Here is an 18,992-nt window from a genome sequence, read left to right as displayed (position 1 = left end):
GCTCCGACAGTCTGAGTGGTCACCGGCAGGCGCACGGCGACGTGCAAGTCTAACCAGGCACCTGGTTGAGACTGTGAATCAGGCCTCATCCCAGAGCGTTTCCTTGGACCAGGCCGCAGCCTCGGCGTTGGCCGGCACCGGCAGGCCGAGGTGCTCCCACGCTGCCGGGGTCGCGACCCGGCCCCGCGGCGTACGTGCCAGGAAGCCGGTACGCACCAGGAACGGCTCGGCCACCTCCTCGACCGTCTCGCGCTCCTCCCCCACCGCGACGGCGAGGGTGGAGATGCCCACCGGGCCGCCGCCGAACCTCCGGCACAGGGCGTCGAGCACGGCCAGGTCGAGGCGGTCCAGGCCGAGCGGGTCGACCTCGTAGAGATCGAGCGCCTTCTCGGCGATCTGCTGGGTGACCGTGCCGTCGGCCTTGACCTGGGCATAGTCGCGTACGCGGCGCAGCAGCCGGTTGGCGATCCGCGGGGTGCCTCGGGAGCGGCCGGCGATCTCGGCGGCGCCGTCGTCCTTGAGGGTGACGTCGAGCAGCCCCGCGGAGCGGCGCACGATCAGCTCGAGGTCGGCCGGGTCGTAGAGCTCGAGATGTCCGGTGAAGCCGAACCTGTCGCGGAGCGGGCCGGGAAGGAGGCCGGCGCGCGTGGTCGCGCCGACGAGCGTGAACGGCGGCAGGTCGATCGGGATCGCGGTCGCGCCCGGGCCCTTGCCGATCACCACGTCGACCCGGAAGTCCTCCATCGCCAGGTAGAGCATCTCCTCGGCGGGTCGGCTCATCCGGTGGATCTCGTCGACGAAGAGCACCTCGCCCTCGTTGAGCCCGCTCAGGATCGCGGCCAGGTCGCCGGCATGGGTGATCGCCGGACCGCTCGTGATCCGAAGCGGCGCCGACATCTCGGCCGCGATGATCATGGCGAGGGTGGTCTTGCCGAGGCCCGGCGGCCCGGAGAGGAGTACGTGGTCGGGGGCCCGCTCACGCTGCCGCGCCGCCTCCAGGACGAGGCCGAGCTGCTCGCGGACGCGTTGCTGGCCGATGAGCTCGTCGAGGGTCTTCGGGCGCAGCGCGGCCTCGACGGCCCGGTCGTCACCGTCGGCCTCGGCGATGGTGAGCGAGGAGAAGTAGTCCTCCTCGGCTCGGTCCAGGTCGTCCTCGTGCATGGGTTCCTATGCCTTCGAAAGGGTGCGTAGAGCTGCCCGGAGCAGCAACGAGATGTTGGCCTGGTCGCCGGCCTCGGGCTCGATCGCGGTCACCGCCTTGTCGGCGTCCCGGGCGTTGTAGCCCAGGCCGACGAGGGCCTCGGTGACCTGGTCGCGCCACGGCGCCGCTGTCGTGGCGCGCGCAGGGGCGGAGGCGGTGCCGGTCGGGGCGCCGATCCTGTCCTTGAGCTCCAGGATGATCCGCTGGGCACCCTTCTGCCCGATGCCGGGGACCTTGGTGAGGGTCTTGGCGTCCTCGCCCGCGATGGCCAGCCGGATGCCGTCGGGCGAGAGGACCGCGAGCATCGCCTGGGCGAGCTTCGGGCCGACACCGGAGGCGGTCTGGAGGAGCTCGAAGAGCGTGCGCTCGTCGGTGTCGGTGAAGCCGAAGAGGGTCAGCGAGTCCTCGCGCACGACCAGGCTGGTCGGCAGGTGCGCCTCCTCGCCGGTGCGGAGCGTGGCCAGGGTGTTGGGCGTGCAGAGCAGCTCGATGCCGATCCCGCCGACCTCGACGACGGCGGTGGAGAGACTGACGGCGGCGACCTTGCCGCGTACGGACGCGATCACTTCTTTGTCCTTCCGGCCGCGGCGAGCGCGGCCTCGATGCGGTTCTGGGCGCCTCCGCGCCACTGGTGGGTGATGGCCAGCGCCAGCGCGTCGGCGGCGTCGGCGGGCTTGGGCGGGGTCGAGAGCCGCAGGATGCGGGTCACCATGGCGGTCACCTGGGCCTTGTCGGCGCGGCCGTTGCCGGAGACGGCCGCCTTGACCTCCGAGGGCGTGTGCAGGGCGACCGGGAGACCGCGCCGCGCGGCGCAGACCATCGCCAGGCCGCTGGCCTGGGCCGTACCCATGATCGTGGAGACGTCGGACCGCGCGAAGATCCGCTCGATCGCGACCGCGTCGGGCCGGTGCTCCTCGATCCAGGCGTCGATCCCCTTCTCGATGGTCACCAGCCGCTCCCAGACGGGGAGATCGGAGGACGTACGGATCACGCCGACGTCCACCATCGACAGCGGCCGGCCGAGGGAGCCGTCGACCACGCCCATCCCGCACCGGGTCAGGCCGGGGTCGATCCCAAGCACGCGCACTGAAGCACCTCTTCCACAACGACCGGGCCGGCCGGGTGTCGAACGTCTGTTCGTAGACTACCTGCCGGCCGCTGCCTCCGGCGCTACGACACCCTCATTCAGGATGACGCAACGCGCCTCGGAGGTCACCAGTCGCTGTAGAGGCCTCCTGCGCTCACAGGCTATCGGTCCGCCGCTCCTCGACGGTCTCCGTACCGTCTGCATGCCTCCGCCTCGCGACCGTGCGTGAGCGACCGCCGGTGTTCAGCGTCACAGCGGTCAGGATCAGCACCAACGCTCCGACGGCGGCCAGGATCCAGCCGATCATCGTCAGATCGACCCCGCTGACCGAGACGTGCACAGCCAGCGCCAGGATCAGCCCGACCACGAGCAGAATCGCTCCTACGCCGTATCCCATCGTGTCCTCCTTCCAGCGGGAACGCGCCCTGGTGGCGGTTCGCGACCTTCCGGGTACCCAGCATCCACCCCGGGCATGAGGCGGTTCGCAAGGGGACGACAGCGCGCTCGGCGCCGCAGGTCAGGCGTCGACGGTCTCCATGACCTCGTCGGGGACGTCGGCGTTGGAGAAGACGTTCTGTACGTCGTCGAGGTCGTCGACGGCGTCGATGAGCTTGAAGACCTTCTCGGCCGACGAGGCGTCGGCGACCGGGATGTCCATGCTCGCGACGAACTGGACCTCGGCGGAGTCGTAGTCGATGTCGGCGTCCTGCAGCGCGGTGCGGACCGCGACGACGTCGGACGGGTCGGAGACGATCTCGAAGGACTCACCGAGGTCGTTCACGTCCTCGGCACCGGCGTCGAGGGTGGCCTCGAGGAGGTCGTCCTCGGAGATCTCCTTGCCCTCCTGCGCCTTGGCCACGACGACGACGCCCTTGCGGTCGAAGAGCCGGCTCACCGAGCCGGGGTCGGCCATGGTGCCGCCGTTGCGGGTGACCGCGGTGCGCACCTCCATGGCCGCCCGGTTGCGGTTGTCGGTCAGACACTCGATGAGGAGCGCGACGCCCTGGGGGCCGTAGACCTCGTACATGATCGTGTCGTAGCTGACCCCGCCGCCGTCGAGCCCACCGCCGCGCTTGACCGCGCGGTCGATGTTGTCGTTGGGCACCGACTGCTTCTTGGCCTTCTGGATCGCGTCATAGAGGGTCGGGTTGCCCGACGGGTCGGGACCGCCGGTCTTGGCTGCGATCTCGATCGTCTTGATGAGCTTGGCGAAGAGCTTGCCGCGCTTGGCGTCGATCGCCGCCTTCTTGTGCTTCGTCGTTGCCCACTTGGAGTGGCCGCTCATCTGGAAACCGTCCTTTGCCCCGCGTCGTCGCTGATGCTTGTCGAGCCGCCTCCGGAGTCAACACAGGGCAGCATGCCCCCATCTTAACTACGTGCGGTACGTCACCGTCAGCAGCAGGTGTCGACGAAGAGCTGGTGCAGCCGGTCGTCGGCGTTGACCTCGGGGTGGAACGAGGTCGCCATGAGCTGGTTCTGACGTACGGCGACGGGGTGCTCCCCCACGCTCGCCAGCACCTCGACACCTGGGCCGATCTCCTCGACCCACGGCGCCCGGATGAAGACGGCGTGGACCGTCTCATCCAGCCCAGTGACCTCCAGGTCGGTCTCGAACGACTCCGTCTGCCGCCCGAAGGCGTTGCGCCGGACCGTGATGTCGAGCCCGCCGATGGTCTCCTGGCCCTGGGCCGCGTCGAGCAGCCGGTCTGCCAGGAGCACCATCCCGGCGCAGGTGCCGAGCGCCGGCATCCCGCCCCGGACCCGCTCCCGAAGCGGGTCGAGCAGGTCGAACGTACGCGCCAGGCGCCACATCGCCGTCGACTCACCGCCGGGGATGACGAGCGCGTCGCACGCGTCGAGCTCCTCGCGACGACGTACGGACGTTCCCTTCACCCCCAGGCGGTCGAGGGCGGCGAGGTGCTCGCGGACGTCGCCCTGGAGGGCGAGTACGCCGAGGGTGGTCACCAGCCGCGCTCCGCGAACTGGATCGACCTGGCCGGCTCGTCGACGTTGATACCGACCATGGCCTCACCGAGGCCGCGGGAGACCTTGGCGACGACGTCGGGGTCGTCGTGGAAGGTGGTCGCCTTGACGATCGCCTCGGCGCGCTGGACCGGGTTGCCGGACTTGAAGATGCCGGAGCCGACGAAGACGCCCTCGGCGCCGAGCTGCATCATCATCGCGGCGTCGGCCGGGGTCGCGATGCCGCCGGCGGTGAACAGGACGACCGGGAGCTTGCCGTTCTCGGCGACCTCCTTGACCAGCTCGTAGGGAGCCTGGAGCTCCTTGGCGGCCACGTAGAGCTCGTCTTCGGCGAGGGCACCGAGGCGGCGGATCTCGCGGCGGATCGTACGCATGTGGGTGACCGCGTTGGACACGTCGCCGGTGCCGGCCTCGCCCTTGGAGCGGATCATCGCCGCGCCCTCGGTGATACGGCGCAGGGCCTCGCCGAGGTTGGTCGCGCCGCACACGAACGGCACGGTGAAGGCCCACTTGTCGATGTGGTTCTCGTAGTCGGCCGGGGTCAGCACCTCGGACTCGTCGATGTAGTCCACCCCGAGGCTCTGGAGCACCTGGGCCTCGGCGAAGTGGCCGATCCGGGCCTTGGCCATGACCGGGATGGAGACGGCCTCGATGATGCCGTCGATCATGTCGGGGTCGGACATGCGGCTCACACCGCCCTGGGCGCGGATGTCGGCGGGGACGCGCTCGAGCGCCATCACCGCCACCGCCCCGGCGTCCTCGGCGATCTTCGCCTGCTCGGCGGTGACCACGTCCATGATCACGCCGCCCTTGAGCATCTCCGCCATCCCGCGCTTGACTCGCGAGGTTCCCGTCTCGTTCATGCTTGTTGCCATGGGGCGATCGTAGGTCGGGACAAGGCGTACGCCACCCTCGGAAAGGCCTGGTCAGGCCACTGTTCCCAAAGTGGACTGCTCCAAGTGGACTGCTACCCGGTCAACGCCTCGGCAGCCTCGGCCAACGCGCTGGGGGTGCCGGCCAGCGACCAGGTGACACCACCGGCCTCCACCTGGGTCGTGGCTCCGCCGGCGCCCAGGACGAGGGCGGCGCCGGGAAGGCGGTCCCAGTCGGGGACGGAGTGCTGACAGAAGAGGTGGAGCTTTCCCTGGGCGATGGCGGTGAGGTCCATCGAGCCGGAGCCGAGGATCCGGATGGAGGCGGCCTGGCTGGCGACGCGGACGTACGCCTCGCCGACCGGGTGCTTCAGCTTCGAGGGGTGGAGGTAGGTGGTGAGGCAGGCGAGGGCGAGCGGCGTATCCGGCATCGCGTCGAGCCGGACACCGTTGCGGGTCGTGGGCAGCTCGGGGCCGCCGACGTAGACCGCGTCCTCGGTGGGCGAGTAGATCGCACCCAAGACGATGTCGTCGCCGTCGGTCAGCGCCAGCGCCGAGCACCACCAGTCGAGGCCGCGTACGAAGTTGTACGTGCCGTCGACCGGGTCGATCGTCCACACCCGGCCGGTGGTCGACTCGCGGGCCGAGCCCTCCTCGCCGAGGATGCCGTCACCTGGGTGCTCGGCCGCCAGTCGTTCGACGATCGCCTTCTCGGCGGCCTTGTCGGCGGCGGTGACCAGGTCGGAGACCGAGGTCTTGGTCTCGATCGAGTCGCCGATGCCCTCGATGCGCATCTTCGCGGCGAGCGAGCCGGCGCCGCGGACGAGCTCCGCGGCCAGACGTACGTCTGCCTCGGTCGGCGCGGTCACGACGCGGCTTCCTCGGCGAGGGCCTGCTTGCGGACGGTCCAGACGCGCTGGCCGACAGTGACGGTCGAGGCGACGGCGAGGATCCACAGCGCGATGTAGATGAGCAGGTCGAGGGAGAAGATGCCGGCGAAGCCGGTCATCACCAGGACCAGGACCAGACGGTCGGCGCGCTCGGCGATGCCGACGTTGGCGGTGAACCCCAGCGACTCGGCGCGGGCGCGGGCGTAGGAGGTGACTGCGCCCATCACGACGCACCACAGGGTCAGCGCGAGGTAGAGGTCGGAGTCGCCCGGTCCGGCGAAGTAGAGGGCGAGGCCGCCGAAGACCGCGCCGTCGCCGATCCGGTCGAGGGTGGAGTCCCAGAAGGCACCGAACTTGCTCGTGCGGCCGACGGCACGCGCCATCGCACCGTCGATCAGGTCGCTGAAGACGAAGCAGGTGATGAAGATCGTGCCGGCCAGCAGCTCGCCGCGCGGGTAGAAGGCCAGCGCGCCGACCGCAACTCCGATGGTGCCGACGAGCGTCACGAGGTCGGGGCTGATCTTCAGCGCCACGAACAGCCGGACGATGGGCGCGAGGACGACTCCCTGAACGAAGCCTTTGATGTGATCCAACATGGCGCGGCCACGCTATCGGATCCCGCCGAGGCGTCACCTGCGCGCGCCGAAACGTCACTCACATTCTGCCGAGGCGTCACCCGCGTCGGCCGAGGCGTCACTCGCGTCGACCGAGAGGTCAGCGGGTGACATCTCGGCCGACGTACGTGACGTCTCGGCCGACCGGGGCGACGTCTCGGCCGACCGGGGTGACGCCTCGGCTATACGCCTTCGGTCAGGTCGCGGACCTCGGCGTAGCGGGCGCGTACGGCGGGGTCGGGGTCGGCCTCGTAGGTCTCGGTGCCGGCGAGCTCCCAGGTCGGAGGCTCCTCGCCGCCGGTGAGGAGCCAGGCGGCCTGACGGGCGGCGCCGTCGGCGACGTACTCCCCCGGCTCGGGGACGAGGACGGGGTGGCCGAGGACGACGGGGGCGAGACGGCGTACGGCCTCGGAGCGGGCGCCGCCGCCGACGAGGAGGACGCGGTCGACCGCGACGCCCTGGGACTTCAGCGCGTCGATGCCGTCGGCGAGGCCGCAGAGCAGTCCCTCGACGGCGGCGCGCGCGAGGTAAGCGGGCTCGGCGGTGGCCAGGGTCAGCCCGTGGATCACACCACGAGCCGACGGGCGGTCGGGGGTGCGCTCACCCTCCAGGTAAGGGACGAGGACCAGGCCGCCGGAGCCCGAGGGGGCCTCGAGCGCCATCCGGGAGAGCTGCTCGTGGCTCACCCCGAGCAGCCGGGTGGTGGCGTCGAGGACGCGCGCGGCGTTGAGGGTGGCGACCAGCGGCAGGTAGCGGCCGGTGGCGTCGGCGAAGCCCGCCACGGTGCCGGACGCGTCCGAGGTGGGTGTCTCCGAGACCGCGCAGGCGACGCCGGAGGTGCCGATGGAGACGACCACGTCGCCGGGCCGGGCACCCACGCCCAGGGCCGCGCCGGCGTTGTCGCCGCAGCCGGGGCCGAGCAGCACCCCGGCCGGCGTACGTCCCGCCGAGGCCGAGGGCGCGAGCACCTCCGGCAGCACGACGTCGTCGCGCCCGAGCGCGCGTTTGAGCAGGTCCCGACGGTATTCGCCGGTCACCGCCGAGTAGTAGCCGGTGCCGCTGGCGTCGCTCCGGTCCGTACGCAGCGCCTCCAGCCCCGGCGCACCCGCGAGCTTCCAGGTCAGCCAGTCGTGGGGCAGGCACACCGCCGCGACCCGCGCCGCCGAATCCGGCTCGTGCTCGGCGAGCCAGCGCAGCTTGGTGGCGGTGAAGCTGGCGACCTGCACCGAACCGACGGCATCGGCCCAGGCCGCGGCACCCAGCTCGGTGTTGAGCGCGGCGGCCGCGCCGGCCGAGCGGGTGTCGTTCCACAGCAGTGCGGGGCGTACGACCTCTCCGGCCTCGTCCAGGCACACCATCCCGTGCTGCTGCCCGCCGACGGAGACGGCGGCGACATCATCGAGTCCACCGGCGGCCTCGGCGGCGAACTCGAGCGCGGTCCACCACGCCGCCGGGTCCACCTCCGTGCCTTCGGGGTGCGGCGCGGAGCCGGAGCGCACCAGCGCCCCGGTCTCCGCGTCACGGACGACGACCTTGCAGGACTGGGTCGAGGAGTCGACCCCGGCGACGAGCGGCATGCCCGGCAACCTAGCGAAGCCCGAGGAGGTGGTCCATGGCCAGCTGGTCGAGGTGCTCGAACGCGTAGCCGTGGTCCAGCTTCTCGATGTCGTAGGTCGCCGTGCGGATGTCCGCGAGCGTCTCGCCCTCGGCCAGGGTCGGCACGGAAAGCTCCTCGACCTGCGAGGCCTCGAGCGCAGCCTTGACCTCCGGGTCCGCCCGGAAGGCCTTGGCCCGCTCACGCAGCACCAGGTAGTTGCGCATGCAGCCCGCAGCCGACGCCCACACGCCGTCCTCGTCCTCGGTGCGCGGCGGCTTGAAGTCGAAGTGGCGCGGGCCGTCGTAGCCCTTGGACTCCAGCAGGTCGACCAGGTTGAACGCACCGCGCAGGTTGCCCGCGCCGAAGCGGAGGTCCTGGTCGAAGCGCGGGCCGTGCTGGCCGTTGAGGTCGATGTGGAAGAGCTTGCCGTGCCACAGCGCCTGGGCGACGCCGGAGGCGAAGTTGAGCCCGGCCATCTCCTCGTGACCGACCTCCGGGTTGAGGCCGACCAACTCGGGGCGGTCGAGGGTGTTGATGAAGGCGAGCGCGTGGCCGATGGTCGGCAGCAGGATGTCGCCGCGGGGCTCGTTGGGCTTCGGCTCGATAGCGAACCGGATGTCGTAGCCCTGCTCGGTCACGTAGTCGCCGAGCAGGTTGACCGCCTCGCGGTAGCGGTCCAGCGCCGCCGCGATGTCCTTGGAAGCGTGGGACTCAGCGCCCTCACGGCCACCCCACATGACGTACGTCGTGGCGCCGAGCTCGGCGGCGAGGTCGATGTTGCGCGCGACCTTGGCGATCGAGTAGCGGCGCACCTCGCGGTCGTTCGAGGTGAAGCCACCGTCACGGAAGACCGGGTGGCCGAAGAGGTTGGTGGTGGCCATCGGCACCTTGAGACCGGTCTCGTCCAGAGCGGCCTTGAGCTTGTCGATCTCCGCCTGGCGCTCGGCGTCGCTCGCGTCGATCGCGAAGACGTCGTTGTCGTGGAACGTGATGCCGTAGGCGCCGAGCTCGGCCAGCTTGTGCACCGAGTGGGCGACGTCGAGGTGAGGCCGGCTCGCCGAGCCGAACACGTCTTGCCCGTTCCAGCCCACGGTCCACAGCCCGAAGGTGAACTTGTCCTCGGAGGTGGGGGTGTAATCGGTCATAGCCTTGCTTCCTCACATTAGTTCATGACTCGGACTATATAAGGATCATGAAACGCGACGACCGTCACATTGTCAACCCTTCGGACACCTGTAAGCGGGTCGCTTGACCTAAAGTTCAGAACTTGGTCTAATCCCGTGCATGACCGTGAGAACCGAGCCTGCCCAGCATGCCGGGATGCGGGCGAGCAATCTCGCGCTCGTGCTCGGCGAGGTCGCCCGCACCAGCCCGGTCTCCCGGGCGCAGGTCGCTGCGCGCACCGGCCTGACGAAGTCGTCGGTATCCGGGCTGGTGTCCGATCTGATCTCCGCCGGCCTGATCCGGGAGAGCGCTCCGGCCGCGACCGAGCGTGGCAGGCCCGCCACGGCGCTCAACCTCGCTCCCGGAGGCGTCGCCGGCCTCGGCCTGGAGGTCAACGTCGACTACCTGGCTGCCGTGGTGACCGACCTGACCGGCGTGCCGCGCTACCACCACGTCGTACGCCGGGACAACCGCGGCCGCGAGGTCGAGGAGGTGGTCGCCGACCTCGTCGATCTGGCCCGCACCGCCGCCCGCAGCGCCGCCTCCCAGGGCCTGCCGCTGTCCGGAGCCTGCGTGGCGGTGCCCGGGCTGACGGTCGAGGGAGCCGTCGTACGCACCCCCAACCTGGGCTGGGCCCGGGTCGACCTCGCCGACGCCGTCGGTGAGGGCACCGGGCTCGAGGTCGACGTCGAGAACGAGGCCAACCTGGCGGCTCTCGGCGAGATGTGGTTCGGCGGTCACGAGCACGACGGCGCTCCCCTGCGCGACTTCGTGCACGTCTCCGGCGAGATCGGCATCGGTGGCGGCATCGTGATCGACGGCGAGGTCTTCCGCGGCGCGCACGCGGGCGCCGGCGAGCTGGGTCACGTCGTGGTGGCCCCCGACGGCCCGCGGTGCGGCTGCGGCGGCCACGGCTGCCTGGAGCGGATGGCCGGGCAGCAGGAGATCCTCGCCCGCGCGCAGGTGGCGACGATGGCCGACCTCACGCGGGCCTGCGAGGCCGGCGATCAGGCGGCGCTCGATGCCGTCGCCGACGCCGGACGGCACCTCGGAGTCGCGCTCGCCTCGGTGATCACCCTCCTCGACCCCACCGCGATCGTGCTCGGTGGCGCGTTCGCCACGCTCGCACCCTGGCTGACCGCGGCGACCGCGGCCTCGATCAGCCACCACACCGGTGCCGTCGAACCGCCCCGGCTGCTGGTCTCCGGGCTCGGCAGCGACGCCGCCGTGCGCGGAGCGGCCGGGACCGTCGTACGCCGCGTCATCGCCGATCCCGCCGCCCATCTCGCCCGGCAAGCCGCCCAGCGCTCCTAGCGCGAGACCGTCACCGTCGTGATCCGCCGGTCAGCGGTGCTGACCCGGTGGACGTCACCGGTGACCGTGACCAGCGCCTTGTCGATGCCTGACACGCCGGCGGCCGAAGCGGCTTCGACGTCAGAGAGCTCCGCGATGCCCTCGGCCACGGCGGTGGCGACCTTCTCCCCTGCCGAGGCGGCGACCCAGACCTCGACATCACCGGGCTCGACGACGCGGTCGTAGCTGCGGTCGGCGAAGGCCAACCGGGTCGTCGGCACGTCAAAGCGTACGGTCGCCGACTCGCCCGGCTGCAGCGCCACCCGCTGGTAGCCGAGCAGCTGCGTGACCGGGCGGACCACCGAAGCGATCAGATCGCGTCCGTAGAGCTGGATCACGTCCACACCGGCGACGTCACCGAGGTTGGTGACGGTCACCTCGACACCAAAGGCGCCACCCGCCTCGACCGAGCGGTCGGCCGAGAGCCCGCTGTAACCGAAGGTGGTGTAGGAGAGCCCGAAGCCGAACGGGCGGGCCGGCGTCGGGTCGGTGCTGGTGACCTCGGACGGACCGCCCAGCAGCGGCTGGAGGTAGCTGTAGGGCTGGGTCCCGGAGACTCGCGGCAGCGAGACCGGGAGCCGGCCCGACGGGTTGACCGCGCCGGAGATGACGCGCGCCAGCGCCGCACCGCCCTCCTCGCCGGGGAAGAACGCCTGCAGCACCGCGGCGGGGCGGGTCTCGTCGTCGAGCGCCCACCCGATGGCGTACGGGCGGCCGGTGACGACCACGAGCACGACGGGCGTACCGGTCGCGACAACCGCGGACACCAGCTCGCGCTGGACGCCGGGGAGCTCGAGCGACTCGGAGTCGTTGCCCTCCCCCACCGTGCCGCGGCCGAAGAGGCCGGTCTGGTCGCCGACGACGACCACGGCCACGTCGGCTTCCTCGGCGGCGGAGACCGCGGCAGGGAAGCCGGAGCGGTCCGTGCCCTCGACGTCACACCCGGCGACGACCTCGCAGGAGGAGGCGCCGAGCTCGGCCCGGACCGCCTCGGCGATCGTCGGCAGCTCGATGCCCAGAGGCTTCTCGGGGTAGCTCACCATCACGTGGTTGACGAAGGAGTAGCAGCCCATCAGCGCCTCGGAGCGGTCGGCGTTCGGTCCGATGATCGCCACCTTGCCGAGGTCGCCTCTGAGCGGGAGGACCCCGTCGTTGCTGAGCAGCACGACCGACTCCTCGGCGAGCCGCCGGGCCAGCGAGCGGTGGGCCGGGGAGTCCAGGTCGATCGACTCCGGCGCCCCCTCCTCCAGACCGGCCGCGAAGGACTCGTCGAGAAGACCGAGCTCCTCCTTCTGCTTCAGCGCGCGCAGCACGGCCCGGTCGACGATCGCCTCGGAGACCTTGCCGGAACGGATCAGCGCCGCGAGCGGCTCGAGGTAGGCATCCCCGCTCGGCAGCTCGATGTCGACACCTGCCTCGAGGGCGTACGCAGCTGCCCTACCGCGGTCGGCGGCGATCGCGTGCATCACTGCCAGGAACGCGACACCGAAGTAGTCGGCGACCACGACCCCGTCGAAGCCCCAGGTCTCGCGCAGCAGCGTGGTGAGGTGCTCGACCGAGGCATGCTGCGGCACACCGTCGATGTCGTTGTAGGACGCCATCACCGAGCGCACCCCACCGTCGAGGACCGCCATCTCGAACGGCGGCAGGAAGATGTCGGCTATCTCGCGCGGACCCGCCGAGAGCGGCGCGTGGTTGCGCCCGGCCCGCGAGCCCGAGTAGCCCACGAAGTGCTTCAGCGTGGCATGCACACCGGCCGACTGCAGCCCGCGGACGTACGCGGTGCCGACCGTCCCCACGAGGTAGGGGTCCTCGCCGATGGCCTCCTCGCACCTGCCCCAGCGCGCGTCCCGGATCACGTCCAGCACGGGCGCCAGGCCCTGGTGGATGCCGAGGTCGCGCATGTCGGACCCGATCATCGCCGCCATCTCCTCGACCGCCTCGGGGTCGAAGGTGGCTCCCCAGGCCAGGGGGGTGGGAAACGTCGCCGCCTCCCAGGTCGCGAGTCCGGTCAGGCACTCCTCGTGGACCAGCGCGGGGATCCCCAGCCGGGTCTCCTCGACCAGGCGCTTCTGCTCGGCCCACAGCCAGGCGGCCCGCTCGGCGGGCTCGACCGGCCGGGTGCCGTAGACCCGGGTGTAGTGGCCCAGGCCGTGGGCGGTGATCTCCGAGAGTCGGCGGTCGCCTCCCGAGATGTTGCTGCTCATCTCGTTGGCCATCGGCGCGACGACGTCGCCGCCGCGATCGAGCCAGTAGCCCACGATCTGGGCGAGCTTCTCCTCCAAGGTCATCTGGGCATGCAGGTCACGCACGCGGTCGGAGACGTGCGGCCAGGCGGGGAGGGGGGCGTTTTCAGTCACAGTTGTCCCTACTAGCCCTTCACCGCGCCCTGCAGGCCGCTGACGAGCCGGCGCTGGAAGGCGAGGAAGAGCACGAGAGCCGGGATCATCGCGAGCGTGGTGAACGCGAGGACACCGGCGGTGTCGGCGGAGTGTTCGGTGGAGAAGTCGGCGACGCCGAGCGGAAGTGTGCGCATCTTGTCCTGCAGCAGCAGGAGCGGCAGCAGGTAGGCGTTCCAGGAGGTCACGAAGGCCAGTACCCCGACGGTGATCATCCCTGGTGCGGACAGCGGCATCAGGACCCGCCAGAAGATGCCGATCCGGCTGGCACCATCGATCAGGGCGGCCTCCTCCAGCTCCTTGGGCAGCGCCATCAGGAAGGGCCGGAGGATGACCACCGTCATCGGCAGCGCGAACGCCGCCTGCGGCAGGGCCACGCCCCACCACGTGTTCGCCATCTGCAGGTTGCGGGTGATGATGATGAACAGCGGGATGATCGCCACCGCGGCCGGGAAGAGCAGGCCGAGCACGAAGACCATGAACAGCGCCTCGCGCCCTCGGAACTGGTAGCGGGCCAGCGGGTACGCCGCCATCAGCCCGAAGACGACGGTCACCACCGTGGTGATGATCGCGATCATCGTCGAGTTGAGTGCGTACTGCCAGAACGAGGGGTTGTTCAGCACTCCCGCGTAGTTCGTCCAGACCCAGGGGTCGGGCAGCCCGGCGGGCTTGTCGGCGAGCTGGGCGTTGGTGCGGAAGCCTCCCATCGCGCCGTAGAGGACCGGGCCGACGGTGATCGCGACCACGACGAGCGCGATCAGGTAGACCCACAGGTTGCCGCCGTCGGAGCCGGCGCGGCGGCGCCGGCGGGGTGCTCCGCCGGAGTCGCCGGGGGCCTCCGCGATCGGGTCGAGGGTAACGCTGGCCATCACGCCACCTTTCGCTTCTTACGGGGAGCGTCGTCGGAGACGTCACGACGCAGGATGAGGACCTGGTAGGCGAGGGCCATCGCGAAGGCGATCACGAACAGGATCACCGACGCGGCACCGGCGATGCCGTAGTTGTGCCGCTTGGTGCCCTCGTCGATGAGGTACGTCGCCATGGTGTTCGTGGCGTTGGCGGGACCGCCCTGGGTGAGCACCCAGATCATGTCGAAGCACTGGATCGACCCGATCATCGACAGGAAGGCCCAGGTGCGCATGGTCGGGCCGAGCAGCGGGATCGTGATCTGCCACTGCGTCTGCCACCAGGAGGCGCCATCGAGCTGGGCAGCCTCGTAGAGGTCCTCGGGGACCCCCTGCATGCCGGCCAGGAAGAGGAGCACGGCCAAGCCGAGGTACTTCCAGGTCAGCACCAGGAGCACGATCCACAGGGCGTACTCCGGGGTGCCGAGCCAGCCCTGGTCGGGCGGGGTCAGCCCGACCTGTGCCGTCAACGCGTCGACGAAGCCGTACTGCGGCTGCAGCAGCTGCAGCCAGACCACCGCGGCGATGACCTCGGCGAGGACGTACGGCACGAAGATGATGGTCCGGAGCAGGCCCTGACCCCGCATCTTCCGGTTGAGCAGCAGCGCGATCGCCACTCCGAGCGGCAACTGGAGCAGGATCGAGCCCACGACGATCACCGCGTTGTGGGCGATCGCGCTGTGGAAGACCTCGTCGCCGAGGACCTCGGCGTAGTTCTCCAGGCCGACGAAGTCGGTCAGGTCGCCGAAGCCCTTCCAGTCGTAGACCGAGAAGCGCACCGCGGTGATGATCGGCCAGGCGACGAAGAGCGCCATGAGCGCCAGTGCGGGGGTGACGAAGACAAGGATCTCGAGGCGCTTGCGCCAGGCGTCACCACTGGGTCCGGCACCCTTCGTACCGCCGGGGGCCCGGCGTACAGGTGCTGTACGCCGGGTTCCCGATGTGGCGTGTCCTGGCACCGCCCGAGCGGGGTCGGTCACGTCGTGTGTCACAGGTTCGACTCACTTTTCCTTGTCCGCCGCGGCCTGGGTGGCCGTGACGATGTCAGCGGCCGAGCCCTTGCCCGCGAAGACGTTGACGATGGCGTCGTTCATGGCGCCGCCGACGGACTGGCCGAACGCGGTGTCGAAGTAGAGCTGGACGTACGGAGCGCTGTTCCGGACCTGGATCAGGTCGGCCAGAGCGGGGTCCGTCAGCGAGCCGACCGCTTCGGGGTTGGTCGGCAGGCCCATCCCGTTCTCGGCGAAGCCCTTCTGCACGTCGGTGGAGAGCAGGTACTTGGCGAAGTCGACCGATGCGTCGGGAGCGCCCTCGGAAACAGCCCAGGCGTCACCGCCGCCCATCTGCGCGGCCGGGTCGCCCTGGCCACCGTCGATGGTCGGGAAGGAGAACCAGCCGGTCTTCTCGCCCAGGCCCTTCTTGTCCTCGGTGATGCCCTGCATCACGCCGGGCTCCCAGTGGCCGGCGAGCTCCATGGCGACCTTCTCGGTCGCGAGGAGGCCGGAGGCCGAGGTCGGGCCCTCCTGGGCGCCGGTGGAGAGGAAGCCCTTGTTGAACGGCTCCTTCGCCACGATGTCGACGACGTCCTCACCGGCCTTCTCGAAGCAGGGGTCGGAGAAGTCGAGGCTCTTGACCGCCGAGGTCAGCACGTCCTGCGAGCACTCCCGGACCGCGGTCCAGTAGTAGTAGTGCGCGGCCGGCCAGGCGTCCTTGGCACCGACCGAGACCGGTGCGATGTTCGCGGCCTTGAGCTTGTCGACGGCGGCGTAGAACTCATCCATCGTCTTCGGCGCGGAACTGATGCCGGCCTTGACGAAGAGGTCCTTGTTGTACCAGAAGCCGACGACTCCGATGGAGAACGGCAGGGCGTACGTCTTGTCCTCGACCTGCCAGCCGGCGACCGAGCCGCCGATCATCTCGATCTCGTCGGCCGCGTCCTCGCTCAGGTCCTTGGTCAGCCCCGCCTCGACGTGGTCGGCGAGCTCGCCGCCGCCACGCTCCATGTAGACGTCGGGGATCTGCTCGGGGTCACCGCTCTGGAACGCAGCGTCCAGCTTGGTGAGCATGTCCTCGTGGGCGAACGCCTGCACCTTGACGTCGACGCCGGGGTTCTCCTTCTCGAAGTCCTTGGCGACCTGCTCGTAGTAGCCCTTCCCGGGATCGTTGTTGGAGTTGTGCCACCAGATGATGGTGTTGTCGTCGCCGCCACCGGAGTCGTCCGAGCCACCACAACCGGTGGCGGCAATCATCAATCCGGCGCACAGCGCGGCGAGCGCTTGTGTCTTCCTCGACATCTTGGGACCTCTTCGTCACAGCTCTGGATGTATGGGTATGTGACTGCCGCCACATCGTCGGGGTTGAGCATGGCGCTTGTCGGGGCCGATGTCAATCGTTGTCGATAACGTTTTCGTAGATGGTTATCGAACTTGGCCCGAGTGGGCTACTGTCGGGCCATGAGCACGCTCGATCAGCCACGCCCGCGCCGGGTGACCATCACTGACGTTGCCCGCGAGGCCGGCGTCTCGGTGGCCACCGTCTCCAAGGTGATCAACGAGCGCTACGGCGTCAGCGAGGCGACGGCCGAGAAGGTGCTCGCGGTCATCGACGAGCTCGGCTACCAGTCCTCACTGATCGCCTCGAGCCTGCGCCGCAAGTCCACCGGCGTGATCGGCGTGCTCGTGGCCGAGTTCGAGCCCTACTCCGCCGAGCTCCTCAAGGGCATCTCGGCAGCCCTGGACGGCACCGGCTACGAGCTGCTGGCCCACGCCGGACGCACCGGCGCCCACAACCACACCGGCTGGGAGCGCCGCTCGCTCTCCCGTCTCGGACACACCCTGATCGACGGCGCGATCGTGGTCACGCCGTCGATGATCATCACCGACGAGACCACCATCCCGGTCGTCGCGATCGACCCCCACACTGGCCCGGACGGCCCGATGACCGTCGACGCCGACAACATCACCGGCGCCCGGCTCGCCGTCGACCATCTGATCGGGCTCGGCCACCGGCGCATCGGGTTCCTCGGCGGGCGCCCCGACCTCCGCTCCGCAGGCCTGCGCGAGCAGGGCTACCGCGAGGCTCTCCACGACGCCGGTCTCAGCGTCTCCCCCGACCTCATCCGGGTGGGCGGCTACCACCCCGAGCTCGCCGAGGCGCCGGCTCGCGAGCTGCTCTCGCTCCCGGCCGGCGAGCGCCCGACCGCCATCTTCGCCGCCAACGACATCTCCGCGATCAAGGTCATCGAGGTCGCCGGCTCGCTGGGCCTGCGCGTGCCCGAGGACCTCTCGGTGATCGGCTTCGACAACGTACCCGAGGCCCGCGACGCCACTCCCCCGCTCACCACCGTCGCCCAGCCGCTCCACGAGATGGGCCGGGCCGCTCTCGAGCTCCTGCTCGAGCTGCTCGAGGGCAAGCAGACCGAGCGCCACCTGCGGCTGCCCGCCGAGCTGGTCGAGCGCAGCAGCACCGCTCCGCCCGCCTGAGCCTGCGTCAGGGTATGCAGCGAAAGGCGCACATCCCGTGCGGAGCTCCGCTGGGGATGTGCGCCTTCGCCTGCATACCTTGACGGCGGAACGAGCCCGCTACACGTGCCCTGTCGCCGATGCTCTCCGCCGCGAGATCGCGTCGACGCTGGCCGCGACCAGGAGAACCAGGCCGGTGACCATCCAGACGGTGCCCTGGGGCTGGTCGAGCAGGCCCATCCCGTTGTCGATGACGGCCACGACCGTGCCGCCGATGACAGCATCGATGACCCGGCCCTTGCCGCCGAAGAGCGAGGTGCCGCCGATGACGGCGGCGCCCACGGCGTACAGCAGGGTCGTCTCGCCACCCGTGTTCGGGTTCACCGAGTTGGTGCGGCTGGCGATCATGATGCCGGCCACCGCGGCCATGGTGGAACAGAGGACGAAGCACGACAGGCGCACCCGGAACACGTTGATCCCGGCCCTCCGTGCCGCCTCGGCGTTGCCGCCGACCGCGTAGACGTGCCGGCCCCAGGAGGTGCGGGTCAGCGTGAAGGTGAGCAGGATCAGCAGACCGACGATCACAACCAGCGCGACCGGCACCCCCTTGAGCGAGGTCAGCGCCGGATTGCGGCTGCGCTCGACGGAGAGGTAGCCGACCACCGCGAGCACCACGACCGTCAACAGCCCGGTCTTCAGCGCCCACAGCAGGATCGGCTGCACCGTGAGGTTCTTGGCGCGGCGGCGCGCATCGGTGATGTACGTCGAGCCCGCATAGCCCACGATGCAGAGGATGCCGAGCACCCAGCCGAGCCAGACCGGCAGGTTGGCGTTGTTGAGGCCGTTGATGAAGTCGTTGCGGATGGGGATCGTCCCACCCTCGCCGATCATCGTCAGCAGTACGCCCTGCAGCCCGAGGAACGCGGCCAGCGTGACCACGAACGACGGGATCCCGAGCCGGGCCACCAGCAGCCCGATGGTCAGGCCGATCACCGCTCCGGTGAGCAGAGCCGCCAGCAGCGCCGGGATCAGTGGCCACTCCTGCCGGGTCAGGCACACCCCGAGCACGCCGGCACACGTGCCGCCCGCGAACCCCGCCGACAGGTCGATCTCGCCCAGCAGCAGCACGAAGACCAGGCCCATCGCGAGCACGGTCACGCCTGCCGACTGGCCGATCAGGTTGGCGAAGTTGAACGAGTTGGTGAACTGCTCGGGACGCAGCGCGGAGAAGACCACGACCAGCGCGATCAGACCCAGCACCGCGGGCAGCGAGCCGACCTCACCACCCCGGAGCTTGGCCATGTAGGCCCGGAAGATCCCGCCCAGCGAGTTGTCGGGCTCCGGGTCCGGTGCCGCCGCGATCGTCGGGTCATCGGTGTCGGTACTCATGCCACACCTCCGTGGCGCAAGCGCCAGAATACGGAGGCGGTGGCATGCAAGGCCCGATCGCTCGCTCGCTTGCGCTC

The 18,992-nt window shown here is 70.2% G+C and carries 18 protein-coding genes; 2 read left to right on the top strand and 16 right to left on the bottom strand.

The features are described from left to right. Window positions 1–78: 78 nt before the first annotated feature. The 11 genes from ruvB to xylA form a co-directional block, all read right to left on the bottom strand. Entirely contained in the window at window positions 79–1,161 is a 1,083-nt protein-coding gene (gene ruvB, locus ABT304_RS10465; RefSeq protein ID WP_160022874.1) for a Holliday junction branch migration DNA helicase RuvB, read from the bottom strand. Window positions 1,162–1,167: 6 nt separating this feature from the next. Beyond that, window positions 1,168–1,767 carry a Holliday junction branch migration protein RuvA gene (gene ruvA, locus ABT304_RS10460; protein WP_350714981.1) on the bottom strand — a complete coding sequence of 200 codons (600 nt, stop codon included), beginning with the start codon at window positions 1,765–1,767 and terminating at the stop codon, window positions 1,168–1,170. Then, the gene (gene ruvC / locus ABT304_RS10455) at window positions 1,764–2,246 is read right to left on the bottom strand and encodes a crossover junction endodeoxyribonuclease RuvC (RefSeq protein WP_502890315.1); all 483 of its coding nucleotides are present in this window, start codon (window positions 2,244–2,246) and stop codon (window positions 1,764–1,766) included. Before ruvC ends, ruvA begins: the two co-directional genes overlap by 4 nt. 196 nt (window positions 2,247–2,442) lie before the next feature. Beyond that, complete coding sequence (locus ABT304_RS10450; RefSeq protein ID WP_350714978.1) at window positions 2,443–2,685, bottom strand: DUF6458 family protein; 243 nt, start codon at window positions 2,683–2,685, stop codon at window positions 2,443–2,445. 120 nt (window positions 2,686–2,805) lie between these two features. After that, on the bottom strand, window positions 2,806–3,573 hold the full coding sequence (locus ABT304_RS10445; protein WP_350714976.1) for a YebC/PmpR family DNA-binding transcriptional regulator: 768 nt from the start codon (window positions 3,571–3,573) through the stop codon (window positions 2,806–2,808). 107 nt (window positions 3,574–3,680) lie between these two features. Continuing rightward, window positions 3,681–4,253, bottom strand: coding sequence for a pyridoxal 5'-phosphate synthase glutaminase subunit PdxT (gene pdxT, locus ABT304_RS10440; RefSeq protein ID WP_350714975.1), 573 nt, complete (start codon window positions 4,251–4,253; stop codon window positions 3,681–3,683). After that, a complete protein-coding gene (pdxS, locus tag ABT304_RS10435) occupies window positions 4,250–5,146 on the bottom strand; it encodes a pyridoxal 5'-phosphate synthase lyase subunit PdxS (RefSeq protein WP_160022862.1) in 897 nt (298 codons plus the stop codon). Before pdxS ends, pdxT begins: the two co-directional genes overlap by 4 nt. 92 nt (window positions 5,147–5,238) lie before the next feature. Further along, the gene (locus tag ABT304_RS10430) at window positions 5,239–6,012 is read right to left on the bottom strand and encodes an inositol monophosphatase family protein (RefSeq protein ID WP_350714973.1); all 774 of its coding nucleotides are present in this window, start codon (window positions 6,010–6,012) and stop codon (window positions 5,239–5,241) included. Then, window positions 6,009–6,629: a phosphatidylinositol phosphate synthase gene (pgsA, locus tag ABT304_RS10425; protein ID WP_160022858.1), complete on the bottom strand. Its 621-nt coding sequence runs from the start codon at window positions 6,627–6,629 to the stop codon at window positions 6,009–6,011. The genes ABT304_RS10430 and pgsA overlap by 4 nt, the downstream gene beginning before the upstream one ends. Window positions 6,630–6,829: 200 nt before the next feature. Beyond that, window positions 6,830–8,224, bottom strand: a complete 1,395-nt coding sequence (gene xylB / locus ABT304_RS10420) for a xylulokinase (protein WP_350714971.1) — start codon at window positions 8,222–8,224, stop codon at window positions 6,830–6,832. Between the two features lie 10 nt (window positions 8,225–8,234). Continuing rightward, window positions 8,235–9,389, bottom strand: a complete 1,155-nt coding sequence (gene xylA, locus ABT304_RS10415) for a xylose isomerase (RefSeq protein ID WP_350714969.1) — start codon at window positions 9,387–9,389, stop codon at window positions 8,235–8,237. A gap of 139 nt (window positions 9,390–9,528) precedes the next feature. Here xylA and ABT304_RS10410 point away from each other — a divergent pair, with 139 nt between their 5' ends. Then, window positions 9,529–10,722, top strand: a complete 1,194-nt coding sequence (locus ABT304_RS10410) for an ROK family transcriptional regulator (RefSeq protein ID WP_350714968.1) — start codon at window positions 9,529–9,531, stop codon at window positions 10,720–10,722. Here ABT304_RS10410 and ABT304_RS10405 read toward each other — a convergent pair. The 4 genes from ABT304_RS10405 to ABT304_RS10390 are packed head-to-tail and all read right to left on the bottom strand — an operon-like array spanning window position 10,719 to window position 16,359. After that, window positions 10,719–13,121, bottom strand: a complete 2,403-nt coding sequence (locus ABT304_RS10405; protein ID WP_350714966.1) for a beta-xylosidase/alpha-l-arabinosidase — start codon at window positions 13,119–13,121, stop codon at window positions 10,719–10,721. The genes ABT304_RS10410 and ABT304_RS10405 overlap by 4 nt on opposite strands. An 11-nt stretch (window positions 13,122–13,132) precedes the next feature. Beyond that, window positions 13,133–14,029 carry a carbohydrate ABC transporter permease gene (locus ABT304_RS10400; RefSeq protein WP_350714965.1) on the bottom strand — a complete coding sequence of 299 codons (897 nt, stop codon included), beginning with the start codon at window positions 14,027–14,029 and terminating at the stop codon, window positions 13,133–13,135. Next, window positions 14,029–15,057 (bottom strand): carbohydrate ABC transporter permease, encoded by a 1,029-nt coding sequence (locus tag ABT304_RS10395; RefSeq protein WP_350714963.1) that lies wholly within the window; start codon window positions 15,055–15,057, stop codon window positions 14,029–14,031. The genes ABT304_RS10400 and ABT304_RS10395 overlap by 1 nt, the downstream gene beginning before the upstream one ends. 9 nt (window positions 15,058–15,066) lie before the next feature. Continuing rightward, on the bottom strand, window positions 15,067–16,359 hold the full coding sequence (locus tag ABT304_RS10390) for an ABC transporter substrate-binding protein (RefSeq protein WP_350714961.1): 1,293 nt from the start codon (window positions 16,357–16,359) through the stop codon (window positions 15,067–15,069). Window positions 16,360–16,518: 159 nt separating this feature from the next. Here ABT304_RS10390 and ABT304_RS10385 point away from each other — a divergent pair, with 159 nt between their 5' ends. Further along, window positions 16,519–17,547, top strand: a complete 1,029-nt coding sequence (locus tag ABT304_RS10385) for a LacI family DNA-binding transcriptional regulator (protein ID WP_350714959.1) — start codon at window positions 16,519–16,521, stop codon at window positions 17,545–17,547. A 99-nt stretch (window positions 17,548–17,646) separates the two neighbouring features. Here the strand turns inward: ABT304_RS10385 and ABT304_RS10380 are convergent, their stop codons facing one another. Further along, window positions 17,647–18,915 (bottom strand): sugar ABC transporter permease, encoded by a 1,269-nt coding sequence (locus ABT304_RS10380; RefSeq protein ID WP_350714958.1) that lies wholly within the window; start codon window positions 18,913–18,915, stop codon window positions 17,647–17,649. Window positions 18,916–18,992: the final 77 nt, after the last annotated feature.

Origin of the sequence: Nocardioides sp. NPDC000445, from assembly GCF_040300245.1 — a bacterium.
Lineage (GTDB): Bacteria > Actinomycetota > Actinomycetes > Propionibacteriales > Nocardioidaceae > Nocardioides.
This window is presented reverse-complemented; position numbering and strand designations above follow the sequence as displayed.

Excerpts from the sequence above, each read along its gene's own strand:
- ruvB (WP_160022874.1), bottom strand. The coding sequence starts at position 1,161 with ATGCACGAGGACGACCTGGACCGAGCCGAGGAGGACTACTTCTCCTCG.
- ruvC (WP_502890315.1), bottom strand. The coding sequence starts at position 2,246 with ATGGGCGTGGTCGACGGCTCCCTCGGCCGGCCGCTGTCGATGGTGGAC.
- ABT304_RS10450 (WP_350714978.1), bottom strand. The coding sequence starts at position 2,685 with ATGGGATACGGCGTAGGAGCGATTCTGCTCGTGGTCGGGCTGATCCTG.
- ABT304_RS10445 (WP_350714976.1), bottom strand. The coding sequence starts at position 3,573 with ATGAGCGGCCACTCCAAGTGGGCAACGACGAAGCACAAGAAGGCGGCG.
- pdxS (WP_160022862.1), bottom strand. The coding sequence starts at position 5,146 with ATGGCAACAAGCATGAACGAGACGGGAACCTCGCGAGTCAAGCGCGGG.
- pgsA (WP_160022858.1), bottom strand. The coding sequence starts at position 6,629 with ATGTTGGATCACATCAAAGGCTTCGTTCAGGGAGTCGTCCTCGCGCCC.
- xylB (WP_350714971.1), bottom strand. The coding sequence starts at position 8,224 with ATGCCGCTCGTCGCCGGGGTCGACTCCTCGACCCAGTCCTGCAAGGTC.
- xylA (WP_350714969.1), bottom strand. The coding sequence starts at position 9,389 with ATGACCGATTACACCCCCACCTCCGAGGACAAGTTCACCTTCGGGCTG.
- ABT304_RS10410 (WP_350714968.1), top strand. The coding sequence starts at position 9,529 with ATGACCGTGAGAACCGAGCCTGCCCAGCATGCCGGGATGCGGGCGAGC.
- ABT304_RS10400 (WP_350714965.1), bottom strand. The coding sequence starts at position 14,029 with ATGGCCAGCGTTACCCTCGACCCGATCGCGGAGGCCCCCGGCGACTCC.
- ABT304_RS10390 (WP_350714961.1), bottom strand. The coding sequence starts at position 16,359 with ATGTCGAGGAAGACACAAGCGCTCGCCGCGCTGTGCGCCGGATTGATG.
- ABT304_RS10385 (WP_350714959.1), top strand. The coding sequence starts at position 16,519 with ATGAGCACGCTCGATCAGCCACGCCCGCGCCGGGTGACCATCACTGAC.
- ABT304_RS10380 (WP_350714958.1), bottom strand. The coding sequence starts at position 18,915 with ATGAGTACCGACACCGATGACCCGACGATCGCGGCGGCACCGGACCCG.